The organism is Photobacterium kasasachensis (assembly GCF_050336885.1).
Taxonomy (GTDB): Bacteria; Pseudomonadota; Gammaproteobacteria; order Enterobacterales; family Vibrionaceae; genus Photobacterium; species Photobacterium kasasachensis.
The window spans coordinates 210,030-222,423 of the sequence record NZ_JAKJSH010000004.1 but is presented as its reverse complement, the minus strand read 5'-3'; the positions used below and the strand labels follow the sequence as shown (position 1 = coordinate 222,423).

At 43.2% G+C, this 12,394-nt stretch carries 10 protein-coding genes and 1 pseudogene; 5 read left to right on the top strand and 6 right to left on the bottom strand.

What is annotated here, in order from left to right:
- Positions 1 to 35 precede the first annotated feature (35 nt).
- On the bottom strand, positions 36 to 1,406 hold the full coding sequence (locus L4D19_RS01045; RefSeq protein WP_428450765.1) for an alanine/glycine:cation symporter family protein: 1,371 nt from the start codon (positions 1,404 to 1,406) through the stop codon (positions 36 to 38).
- 364 nt (positions 1,407 to 1,770) lie between these two features.
- On the opposite strand from L4D19_RS01045, the gene L4D19_RS01040 reads away from it, so the two are divergent.
- Positions 1,771 to 1,908 (top strand): hypothetical protein, encoded by a 138-nt coding sequence (locus L4D19_RS01040; protein WP_428450764.1) that lies wholly within the window; start codon positions 1,771 to 1,773, stop codon positions 1,906 to 1,908.
- Between the two features lie 1,358 nt (positions 1,909 to 3,266).
- On the opposite strand, the pseudogene L4D19_RS01035 reads toward L4D19_RS01040, so the two are convergent.
- From L4D19_RS01035 to L4D19_RS01020, 4 genes and pseudogenes are all read right to left on the bottom strand, one after another.
- Positions 3,267 to 3,413: pseudogene (locus L4D19_RS01035) on the bottom strand (IMP dehydrogenase); the annotation flags it as partial.
- An 864-nt stretch (positions 3,414 to 4,277) separates the two neighbouring features.
- Positions 4,278 to 4,910 carry an HNH endonuclease gene (locus tag L4D19_RS01030; RefSeq protein ID WP_428450763.1) on the bottom strand — a complete coding sequence of 211 codons (633 nt, stop codon included), beginning with the start codon at positions 4,908 to 4,910 and terminating at the stop codon, positions 4,278 to 4,280.
- Entirely contained in the window at positions 4,900 to 6,210 is a 1,311-nt protein-coding gene (locus tag L4D19_RS01025) for an AAA family ATPase (protein WP_428450762.1), read from the bottom strand. The genes L4D19_RS01030 and L4D19_RS01025 overlap by 11 nt, the downstream gene beginning before the upstream one ends.
- 793 nt (positions 6,211 to 7,003) lie before the next feature.
- The gene (locus L4D19_RS01020) at positions 7,004 to 8,047 is read right to left on the bottom strand and encodes a GMP reductase (protein ID WP_428450761.1); all 1,044 of its coding nucleotides are present in this window, start codon (positions 8,045 to 8,047) and stop codon (positions 7,004 to 7,006) included.
- A 312-nt stretch (positions 8,048 to 8,359) separates the two neighbouring features.
- Between L4D19_RS01020 and L4D19_RS01015 the strand changes: the two genes are divergently transcribed.
- Together L4D19_RS01015 and L4D19_RS01010 are read left to right on the top strand one after the other, a co-directional pair.
- Positions 8,360 to 8,704 carry a hypothetical protein gene (locus L4D19_RS01015; protein WP_428450760.1) on the top strand — a complete coding sequence of 115 codons (345 nt, stop codon included), beginning with the start codon at positions 8,360 to 8,362 and terminating at the stop codon, positions 8,702 to 8,704.
- Between the two features lie 130 nt (positions 8,705 to 8,834).
- Entirely contained in the window at positions 8,835 to 9,317 is a 483-nt protein-coding gene (locus tag L4D19_RS01010) for a hypothetical protein (protein ID WP_428450759.1), read from the top strand.
- Positions 9,318 to 9,338: 21 nt separating this feature from the next.
- Here L4D19_RS01010 and L4D19_RS01005 read toward each other — a convergent pair whose 3' ends face one another.
- Positions 9,339 to 10,442 (bottom strand): AraC family transcriptional regulator, encoded by a 1,104-nt coding sequence (locus L4D19_RS01005; protein WP_428450758.1) that lies wholly within the window; start codon positions 10,440 to 10,442, stop codon positions 9,339 to 9,341.
- A gap of 86 nt (positions 10,443 to 10,528) precedes the next feature.
- Between L4D19_RS01005 and L4D19_RS01000 the strand changes: the two genes are divergently transcribed.
- Both L4D19_RS01000 and L4D19_RS00995 read left to right on the top strand, forming a co-directional pair.
- Positions 10,529 to 10,924, top strand: a complete 396-nt coding sequence (locus L4D19_RS01000; RefSeq protein WP_428450757.1) for an MFS transporter — start codon at positions 10,529 to 10,531, stop codon at positions 10,922 to 10,924.
- A complete protein-coding gene (locus L4D19_RS00995) occupies positions 10,917 to 12,140 on the top strand; it encodes an HlyD family secretion protein (protein ID WP_428450756.1) in 1,224 nt (407 codons plus the stop codon). Before L4D19_RS01000 ends, L4D19_RS00995 begins: the two co-directional genes overlap by 8 nt.
- Positions 12,141 to 12,394: the final 254 nt, after the last annotated feature.

Sequence of the window (12,394 nt, the reverse complement as noted above, 5' to 3'; positions counted from 1 at the left end):
TTATTTGTTTTTGCTTCTTTATTTTGTTGATTCGATCAGTTCTGCTTGGATCTGGCTTTCTCCCGAGCAAAATATTCCTTGGTCAGCTTAAACACGACAGGGCTAAGCAGCAGCAGGGCGATCAAGTTAGGGATTGCCATCATGGCATTCAATGTATCGGCCAGTAGCCAGATAAATTCGAGTGAGCTGGTTGCACCGATAGGTACCGCGATGATCCACAGTACACGGAAAGGAACAATCGCCTTCACGCCAAATAGATACTGGACACATTTTTCGCTGTAGAAGCTCCAGCCGAGAATCGTGGTAAAAGCAAAGATTGAGAGCGCTATAGCGACAATATAATTGCCAAGCCCCGGTAGTGAGGACGCAAATGCTGCCGAGGTCAGTGCTGCGCCTGTTTCACCGGTAAGCCAGGCACCCGAGACCACAATCGAGAGGCCAGTGATACTACATACCACAATGGTATCGATAAATGTTCCCAGCATTGCCACGAGCCCCTGTGCGACAGGGTTCTTTGTTTGTGCCGCTGCGTGGGCAATAGGTGCACTCCCCAAACCAGCTTCATTGGAAAAGATCCCTCGGGCAACACCAAATCGGATGGCGGCCCAAACCGCGGCTCCGGCAAATCCCCCTTGAGCGGCAACGGGTGTAAATGCACTGCTGACGATTAGGCTAAATGCGGCCGGGATCTCAGAGGCGTTCATCCCCAGTATTAGCAAGCCAGAAGCAATATAGAAGGCAGCCATTAACGGAACCAACTTACCTGCGACATCCGCAATACGCTTGATACCTCCCATTAGCACCAAGCCAACCAGGATCATCATGACCAAGCCAGATACCATCGGAGAAATACCGAAGTTTGCATCGACTGCTGCTGCGACAGAATTTGACTGGACGGTATTACCGATACCAAAGCCGGCAATCGAACCAAAAATGGCGAAGGCCGTACCCAGCCATGCCCACTTGCTGCTCAGTCCGTTTTTGATGTAGTACATCGGTCCACCGACATGGTTGCCATCCTCATCGGTTTCGCGATACTGAACAGCGCATACGGCTTCTGCAAACTTCGTTGCCATCCCGACAAGAGCTGTACACCACATCCAGAACAGTGCGCCCGGACCACCGAGAAAAATCGCCGTTGCCACACCGGCTATGTTACCAGTACCTATGGTTGCGGAAAGGGAAGTCATTAGCGCATTGAATGGGCTGATTTCACCCTTGCTATCATCATCTTTCTCCGGGATACGGCCCGACCATAGCAGTTTAAAACCGGAACCCAGTTTGACAATAGGCATGAATTTCAGGCCGACAGTCAGGAAAATGCCGACACCGAGGATCATCACCAGCATGGGGACACCCCATACCAGGCTGTTTATTGCAGAGATAAGGCTGGCTAAAGACTCCATAGGGTATGCTCTTCAAGTTTTTATAATATATGCAAAAACATAGGTGCTGTTTGTAATAAATACAAACATCATTAACGTGAAATGTGGTGCTGTTGCTCTCTCTAGTGCTTGGTTAAAGCGCGCTTATAAAGCGGTAGAGAGGTGGCTTGTTCTGGTTATAAGCTCTGTTACTGGCATGAAACCAAACTGAAACGGAAAAATCATGATAGCAAACTAGGGAGTGAGTACACTTAATAGTGGCGTCCAGCATTTTTCCCTTGCGAGCTACCATATCGAGCATAGTTAGCGCAACGGTGAGAGGAAAGCGGGTGGACGTAACCCTATAGTGAAGATTTTGAAGCAAACGGAGAGTAAGGAATGGGTTATGCGTCATTGGAGCAGGAAGAACAAGCAGCGACTGACCAGGCAGTACAAAGTGGAGCATATGGCCGCTAAGCTGATCAATGAAATGTTGGCTAAAAAAGCCACGGCAAGGTCAATTTCCACGACTGAACGGCTATAACAGATCCTTATTACAATCGAGAACACTTTTTTATATTTTTGGGCCGTGTATCACGGTCTTTTTAATTAGCGGACTATTTGAATGTATATCAGCGAAGAAAATGGTTCAGGGGTTTTATATAGCTCTAACTTTTGTCTTTTGGGGTTTGATTGAGCCTGATTAGTTTGTTAATACTAAATCCAGATTTTAATTAAGGTTTAAATAATTTAATTGTATTAGCAAGTTCTCGATTTGATAAGAGGTGTTGATGATTAGGCAGTATGCGGTATTTTCGAAAACGTACCCAATAGTTCACTGGTTTTTTGTTACGATGTTGGCCCTTGTTCATGTCATAAGCAGTTATTTTATACTTGAAAGCAATGAGCTGATATTTGCTTGGGGCGTGTGCTTGCCCGCTCTACCAATCCTTTTCTTTGCCACAGCATCTAGCTACAAGAAAAAGTATCTACACGGATAGTATGATAGATACTCAACATAACAAGGAGTTGAGTATTGTACCTAAGGAATGTTTAATAAGAATCATTACCATTAAATAAGTTGCTGTTATTACGGGTATAGTTCACTCGCATAATGCTATCCCTAAAAGCATAAGCCTAAAGATATGGATGTCGACCAGTGTATTTGTAAAGTAGCTATGCGATACATTGCATGTTGTTATGCTGATCGTCCAATCCTTGTCCATAAGGATTTAAGTATCTTATTTCTGTTATTTTGCTCGCATTTTTAAAATAAACATGAACGTAAATCTTATTAACCAATAATGATTTCTTTTTGATGGTTTATTTAAAGAGTTATTGCAATAATGCGGACGACGGTTATTTATCTATTTATTTTGGCCATTTATTTGACTGTTAGCGTCAAATAAATATCCACCTTGCACTGTTTGCTATCGATATTTGAATAAACAGCCTGCACATTAATAGATGCTGGTTCCAAATTTATACTAATTTAATTATCAATTATTCTTTCAAAGAATATGCGCATATATGAGTAGGTGTTTCTATCGCCATACCATTTCTCTTCTCATTGGTCGTTATTATGATCTACCACTTTATGGTTAACTATTTCGTTGCGAGTCTAACCCGAGCACTAAAAATAAAAAATGGTGATAACGAAGCCTAGAGGAACTTTCGTTATCACCAAAAATAGGCACAAGTGCCTTGAAAGAGAGGTGGTGTTCAATGTTCATTAGTGAGTATAGGCGCTCTTTGAGAAACTAGGACTTTTTTGTTGTACATTTTTTCTGTGCAATTTGTCATAGCTCGATAGTCTCTCGCAACTCAACCGTTTAGCTTGCGATAAGCAGGCACAAAAAAGACCACTCGAAAGTGGCCTCTAGGTATTCAGGTATCCCGTACTTACTCTTTACCGAACACGTTGTTCTCTTGCTCTTGCACGCGGATAAACGTGGTGCGCTTGGTCAGCTCTTTAAGCTTCGCCGCACCCATGTAGGTGCAGGTTGAGCGTACGCCGCCCATGATGTCCTGGATGGTGTTTTCAACTGATCTATGTATGAAATGCAGGGCTTGTCAGTCTGCTACCGAGGACGGCAGAAACGATATCGCAAGATAAGTACATCTGATGAAGGTTTGAATACATCTTGTAATCAAATCTTGGAGGTGAGGGGAGGGCTATAGACTCAGCCATCTTGAGCATTTTGTTCTTGATGTAAGCGTCATTGCCAAGGTTGATGTTTATCAGCAGGTTTACCCAACTAAGGTATATATTCAATTTTACGCATATTAAAACGTTCAAAGCTTCACCCTTGATCGCAAACATTTTGCGAACTCGTTTACCCTTTTGGTCTTGTGGATAACATTCGTAAACCCATGTTCTTTTTTCTTCAAAAGGTCATAACCAGTCATGGCTATGTGTGCATACAGCTATGGTGTTGGCAGGGTGAAGTAAATCAATGTCCATAGAATGGCATAGAGGCTTTTTACGGGCAGTTGCTCTTGATTACAAAATATCTGATAGGGATCTAAGTGATGCATCATGTAAAACTCTTAATACCGCCTAGACCTGAATAATGATTGTGCAGGTATAGATCAACAAATCCTTGAAACCCTCGTGTGTTTTGGTTTACTGGCGAGTATGAGCTGAGAATGTGAATTGTGCTTGTAGTGCTTCAATGAATTTGCTTTCAGGGTTAGATGGCGTGTTGCTGTCTATGTAGTTACTCGTAACCTGTTGTACGAAAATGCTTATCTTCTTGTTCAACTATTAATTATGTAGGAGAGAGCATGAGTAGATTCCTAGTAAAACAGAATAGAGGGGGGCTTGAGTTGCTAACACAGGAAGATGGTCTCCTCATTATTAGCTGATGGTAAAGCCGTCTATTGTCATAGTAGCTTATTCGGTCTTAAATACTATGTTTCTCTAGCTGCAGTGATACGGCGCACTAGTTCATCTTCAAGAACTCTTCTTGCTGCTCCTTCGGAGCCAATTAATGCTCTTGCAAGTTCATCAATTTCAGGGTTAGGCTGATCCCTATTAACAACTTTATAAAAACGAAGTAGCCTACAAGTTATTATTGTAAATTCACCTTTTTTAGTTAGTGGTCTATATAAATCACCAGGTAAAATTGCTCTTATGTGTTCATCATATTTGTCAAAATGAGGATGAACAATTTTATAATGTTCATTGTTCTCAGTGAAGTTAACTCTGTCTTCATTGACTAGAACATTTTTATTGCTTTTTGCCCCATTACAATCTTTGCAAGCAACGCAAAGATTTTTGGGATTGAACATGAATAATGGCTTTCTATCTTTTGGTATTATATGTTCAATATCCCAAACCATTCCATGTGTTACTGGGTATTTAACTTTACAGTAAGGGCATGTATAGTTTTGTTCAGTTTTGTAGTATTTTTTAATGCTCGATTTTAGTTCTGTAAATGCTTCATCAACCCAATCGTCAGAGCATTTAACTTCACGTCCTTCATAATTTCGGACTAATACTTTCTCTTCTTCAGAATAAGAAATGGCATTATTAATTATCATCGATAACCACCATGGCTCGTTCAATCGTTGAAATTAGTGAAAAAACGGGGTCATCTTCATTTATTTTATTTTTTGCGGAAATTAATAAGTTCACTCTATCTTTTAGTGAGCAATCAATAGGAGCACAGCTTGATATTTTTGATAAAATATCTAAAGATTCATTAATTAAGTGTTCGYTTCTATGGCCAGGTGATTTAAATGCATATGCAAGTTGGTAGTCAGCTGACCTTTTGTTGAATCTACTAGATGGGTAAATATCACCTGATTTCATTTGCATAATAAAGCAATTATCGTGGTTCAAATTTGATAATATCTGAGGTGAGTGTGATGCTAATATAATATGACAGCCTTTGAACTCTGATAAGGTTTCTATTAACATAGGCATAAATTTTTCTTGCCAAGCAGGATGCAAGCTTATTTCAGGTTCATCAATACACACAAGAGAGTAATCCTCTACTCGACCAGATATACCAAGAAGACTTAAAACAAAACATTGCTCACCAGAGCTGGCTTTATTTATGCTAAATCTTTTCTTTCCACTTGGTGTGCCAATTGAGACATCCTCAAGAATTAAAAATCCCTGTTCATATAAGTATTCAATAGAATTAATTACTTCATTAACATCATCATATGAATTTTCAAAGTCAAGAAAGATTGGAATGATCCTTTCATGATAATTAGCATCATGTAATGTTGAATAATGATTTAGTAAATAATTATATTGTTTTATCTCTTTTGACTCTGATATTCTATCACCCCAAAAATCCTGTGCTCTCATTAATTCTGAATAAATCTTAGGCTTTTGTTTTGAGATAATAAGATCAAGTTTCTCTTTTGCTGATAACTCTAAAGACTCCAATGTTTTCTTGTCAAACAAAGAGTTTTTGAAAATAAATTTCAATGAAGGATGGTAATTGAGAAACTTTAGTATATTTGCTATTCGATATGAAGTTTCTTTCTTTTTATAAGCATCTAAAATTGACTTTGTTACACTAGATATGAGGGAAATTGTTGGCGTTCCATTGTTGTGCCCTTTTATTCCTATATAATTGTATATATTATCGTTGTTTCTTGCATTGAATTTGTCAAAAGGGCTTGAAGATGAAGCTACTAATTTTCTTGGTTTAAATGTATCTCTAAATAATACTTCATCGCATAATGATTTCAAAAACCGACTTTTACCTGTGCCATTTTCGCCAATTATTACAGTATATAAATTTTTATCATTATATATAGTAGGCTCGTTTAATAGTGAATATCTCTTTCCTAGGAATGTATGAGAAAGCTTTCTATAACTCATATTTTACTCTTCGAACTGAAATTGATGAAAATGAATATTTTCCGTTGTTATAATGTTTTCTTTGTCAATAATTATGTTTTCATTTTTAATGTTCATATACAGTTTCTTATTAGGAATACGATGCAATTCATTTTCATTCGTGAGGCAATTAAACTCAGTAATATGTTCCTCACTGATAACCTTCTTAACACTAACATCCATAAACACCTTTGCCCTTCATGCTAAACTTCGGGCATCCCTTCCAAAAATAGTGGCCGAAGAACATCTTTTTCTTGTTTATCAAGTCGCCGTTCTTTAGCTAGAAGTAGGGTAGTTCAATCTTGTCACACACTACACTAGGTTGCCTGCTTTCATACATTTCACCCACATAAGCAATAAACGCTATAGTCAAATGAAGTCTGGTTACGATGATGCCAAGTTGAAATCGTTTCTTTGTCTAATCCGAGTCCATCTAAACTGAATATCTAGGATACCACTGTGCAATCATTTTCAATAGGATTTAGTGTTCCTCTTGCACCCTTCGTCACAGTACAAAAGTTCATTGATATCATTGGTATAATGATCGGTCAGGTAAACAAAATGCTTCATGAGGGCAAGCTTCTTACCCGTCAAATACACTGGGTAAACCAATAGAAATGCTGCTCATCAACATGGCTGAACTAATGTAACAACCTAGATGCCAATAAAACCATAAGTTGCTCGTTGAAGTTATTCTAAAGTGATTGAAAAGGTTTAACGCAGGCACAAAAAAGGCCACTCGAAAGTGGCCTCTAGGTCTTCAAGTATCCAGTACTTACTCTTTACCGAACACGTTGTTCTCTTGCTCTTGCACGCGGATGAAGGTAGTGCGTTTGGTTAGCTCTTTAAGCTTCGCCGCGCCAACGTAGGTGCAGGTTGAGCGCACGCCGCCCATGATGTCCTGAATGGTGTTTTCCACCGGGCCGCGGTAAGGCAGTAGTACGGTTTTACCTTCGGCTGCACGGTACTTGGCAACACCGCCTGAGTGCTTGTCCATGGCGCTCTGGCTAGACATGCCGTAGAACTTCATGAACATCTTGCCGTCTTTTTCGATGACTTCGCCGTTGCTTTCTTCGTGGCCGGCCAGCATACCGCCCAGCATAACGAAGTCAGCACCGCCACCGAAGGCTTTGGCTACGTCACCGGCACAGGCACAACCGCCGTCACCGATGATACGGCCACCCAGGCCGTGCGCGGCATCGGCACATTCAATGATGGCTGATAGCTGCGGGTAACCAACGCCCGTTTTTACGCGAGTGGTACATACCGAGCCCGGGCCGATACCTACCTTGACGATGTCGGCACCGGCAAGGATCAGCTCTTCCACCATATCACCGGTGACAACGTTACCGGCGCTAATAACTTTGTCCGGGAACTCTGCACGTACTCTTTCAACGTACTCAACCAGGTGCTCCGAGTAACCGTTGGCGATATCGATGCAGATAAAGATCAGCTCGTCGGTCATCGCCATGATGTCTTTGGTCTTCTGGAAGTCAGCGTCTGAGGTACCGGTTGATACCATGACATTGTTCAGTACGCTGGCGTCGCTGCGTTTGATGAACTCAGCCCAGTCAGCCACGGTGTAGTGTTTGTGAACGGCTGTCATTACGCCGTGCTTGGCCAGCGAAGCGGCCATTTCGAAGCTACCAACGGAATCCATATTAGCCGCAATAATAGGTACACCTGACCATTGACGACCGCTATGCTTGAATGTAAAATCGCGGGTTAATTCAACTTGAGAACGGCTTTTTAGGGTTGAACGTTTTGGACGAAACAGTACATCTTTAAAACCTAATTTCAAGTCTTGTTCGATACGCATTGGTATTTCCTTAATCTTATCGAATTTTGCCCTTTGGCTTTCTTGCTATTGGCAGATAGCAGGTAGCTCACCGAAGAGCAGGCACAAAAAAACCGGAGCGTTGGCAGACGCTCCGGTTTTCAGCATTATAGGCCGAGAAAGTTAATTAACAAGTCTAATAATGTTATTTTTTTTGTGGTATCCTCACAAAGATATTAGGTTGAAAAAGCCTAAGAATTGTCAAATTTTCCTGAATTCTTCGCATATCTCTTCCATTCTTCCATAATCATTGCATAATCCCATTGTCTTGCTGGCTAAGTGGATAGGTTGACCTTGTTAAGCAAAAGAAAAATAAAAAATACGTTTCCGCTCGACTTCTATGGTGAGGACGGGAGCTGGCGCTTCATTATCCGGGCGGAGAATCCCGGAGAGGTGCTAGATGCAATGTATTGGCGTGCATACATTTCATGTCATCGGAAAGAGTTCGACTTGTTGCATGTCGCGACCGATAAGTTTAACTATAAATATAACTATTCGAGCGTCGATGCGGCTGACTTGCATTATGGCACCGGAGGATCGCCGATGCGGATCAATATGATGGGGCCAATTGTCCCTATTTCCGCAATATTGGCACAAGTTACAGCGAAAAGTTCACAGAACGATAAGAAAACAGCGTAACTGCCGAGTTATTAAGAAAAAAGGAGCGAATTGACGCTCCTTTTTTTATGCCTGATTTTTACCTGGTTATTGGCAGTCCCTGATTGTTAAGTTATTGTTGTTAGGTATGCAGTGATAACCGGAGAGACAGATGAATCATTGGATCCGCAGATTACTATTGGTGGCAGGCGCCTTGCTTCCGAGCATTGCCACCGCATCGTCGTTACCGGCTATCCAGGGTAAGTGGCAGTGTACGCCGCAAAAAGAGAGCCCCCAGGAACAAAGTTGGGTGACTTACGATTTCAAGTCCGATGGTACGATGACCTCGCAAGAGTGGGTCAGGTATCAGGAAGAGAAACAGACCCAACTGGAGTTCAACCTGTTTATCGATTATCGCTATGTCGTCAACGATGCCGATTATATGCTGAAACCCGTTAAGCTAAGCCGGGAGATCATTACCGACCCCAACAACAGTAACCCTTTTGACTATGCTGCTCGTCGCGATTTGACCGGCTACCGAATCTTCTTCAAGCCGATACTGCAAGGCGACAATGAAGCCTTGTTTGATATGTGGTACCACATTACGCCGAACAAACACTTTCAGATGCAGTGCAAGCGACAGGGAGTCGTATAACCGCTGCCATCGGCATAGCTGTTACTGGCTGCGCTCCAGTAGCCTGTCCCTGTATTGCGTCGGCGTGACCCCGCGCTGGCGCTGAAATGCCTTGCTAAAACTTTGCACATTTTTATAGCCCAGCTCCCTGGCAATCTCTGCATTAGACATATCTTTGAGCATGTACTTAATCGCTAGATTGCACAGTACATAGTTGGTAACATTGGTAAAGCTCCAGCCGAAGGCATTGAATCGGCGCTGGAGTTGCTGCCGGCTTACCCTGTAACGTTCAGCAATAAAATCCAGGCTTGGATAACCGTAATGACAGGCGTAACTAACCATCTCGTACATGACTTTGGCGGTATCATGGGGTTGTGGCATGTTCAGAAACTCATCAAGTTGCAGGTTGGAGACCAGCATCGGACGTGATGTGCTGAAAGGGTGAGCACTACCGTGTTCCAGCATGGTGATATCAAGCCAAACCTTGGTCATTGCCGCATTCCATGTAACCTCGCACCCAAAATAGGCTTCTACTCTTCCATCTCCGCATGGCGGGCCGCTGAGCTCGACATGTTTTGGCCAATAATCATCGCCCATGAAATGCTTTAGCGTATTGGTATACATGATGGCAATGCGAAGGCTGTCGTGGAGCCGGCTTCGGCCTTCTGAAAAATGGTTGTCATAGCACCACTTGATAAGCCTGCCTGATTGCTCGCCGTGAAAGCTGGTACCCGATTGCAGGCAGGATGTCCCGTAGTTGATCCGTCTGAAGGCGAGCGCCAAATCGGGGCTCGATAAAAACCAGTCACCAAAATAGCCCATGTTGTCGAACTTCAGGTAGGGAGCTATCTCTATCATGTACGCAGGATCGCCACTCTTTTGCTCAATCAGTTCCAGCCAGCGCTGAACATCGATAAAGGGAACGAGCGTCATTGGTTCTGTCAAAACCCGAGGTGGGATCCCCAGCTCTTCAGGGGGGAGTCCGTAGCGGGCGATTATGCCGGCAGAGACAGGTTGTAGGAAGGCCGAACGGATAAAGGAAATATCCAGTGCTGCCGATGCTTGATTCATGAGTTTGGGCTTGATGAACATAGTGTGTGGATAGAATATCGCAAATAGCGGCGCTGTGTGATGTCTTCTATCCATAAAAAGTACGCAGTTCACATTATTCGGCACAATCCACGCAACAAAAAAACATAACAATATCAACTTTAATATCGGAGATGTCTTACATGAGCCTCGTAAGCATGCCTTTTGTCGATAGCGGTGTCGACACAGCATTACATATTGTGGCCGCGGTTGTTTTAATCGGAACAATTGCGGCAGCAGGTTATGGATTCTGGCGAATCCATGAGCTGCCAATTCAAAAAGCCCACACCAAGGAACACCATCAAATAGGGTTAATAACTGCACTGACCTGGATAGGGTTCGTCTGGCATTGGGTGTGGGTTATTGCCGTCTTTATCGCCTTTGTCGATGGCGAGCAGGCACTTCGTCGTATCCGCGATATCTGGAAAGGCAACGATGAAGAAAGTGCAGGTTCTTTTCAGCATGAAAAACACACACAATCGCCATCACCTGACTCGGTTGTAGCGGATCACAATGATAAGGAGGCCGAGCATGCTTGAGGGATTAGCCGTATGGTCGTTGTTTATCTATCTGCTTCGTATGGTCGGTATGCCGTGGAATAAATTTACCAAGGCGTTTTCTTATCTAGGTGGTGCAGGGTGGTTATTGTTTGTCTGGGTAGGATTGATCACTTTCGCGCCGATGGATATGTCCGGCGGATCGCTGGTGCAGTCGCCGCATATTCAGCTGAGACCGGCCTCGACCAAGATCAAAGGGCACGTTGATGAGATTTACGTCCGCCCCAATGAGAAGGTCTCCGAAGGCCAGCTGATTTATTCGCTGGATGACGAGCCGTACCAAATTGCCCTGGATAAGGCCGAGTCATTACTGAACTCTGCCAAAGTATCTCTTTCGATTGCCAGGGAAGATGTTCTTATTGCCCATGAGTCCTATAGCGCAGCGCTGAAAGATATTGAAATCTCTAAAAATCAGCTGATAGCGACACAGGAAGACTTAAAGCTCAAGCAGACGACGCTGAGACGCTACCTTGAGCAAAACAAGGTGGTTAAGCATACCATTACTGAAACTCAGCTAGATGAGCAGCGTACTGCTGTACAAATGGCCATAGCACAAGAAGTGACTTTGCAGTCTCAGTTGGAAAAAGCCAGGTTGTCCGCCAATAAGGCCCAACTAGCGCTCGAGAAGTCAGAATTGACTGTCAGCAGCCGTCAGGTTGATGTCGAGAGCGAGATGGAAAACGTGGCTCAGGCCCAATGGAACCTCGAACAGACTAAGGTGTACGCACCTGCAGATGGGTACCTGACCAACTTCATTATGCGTGAAGGTCAGTACGTGGGTCTTATGCCTCGGATCCAGATGTACACCAACGAGAAATATGTCCTGATGCGGGTAAACCACCAGGCGATCCGCAATGTAAAAGTCGGGCAGCGGGCCGAATTTACCTCGGCAGTCTATCCGGGCAAGGTGTTTAACGCGGAAGTAGAAGGCATCATTGAAGCCACTGGCGAGGCGCAAGGCAGCCTGCTGGCCCGTGACGATAACATTCGTCAGACAACCGGACAAAATGCCATGAATAAGCATCATTTTGTCAGGCTCAAGCTTGATGAACATGACGGTTATGACATACCGGTCGGCTCGGTAGGCCTGGCCTGGATCAGTGCAGAAAAACCAATTCCATTCCTGGCTTTTCTCGATGTGATCCGCGGCATCATAATCCGAATGAAGTCACAGATATTCTTTATCTGGTCGATGTAAAGGAAGGTCTTTACCAAAGTCTTCTAACCAAAGCGCTCTAACCACAGGGCGATAACTAAAACGATAACAATAAACAGACGTTAACCAGAAAGAATTTATGTTAACCGCTCCGGGTGGAAGTCATACCGCCCGAATTTTTTACTACGTTAATGCTGACTGTAGTTTGCTGTAACTCCTTGAGGCTTGGGGTTACAGCTTTTTTTTGCCTTTTTTCTACCGGTTTTTTTCTCTATCGATCTTCTTATTCTGTATTG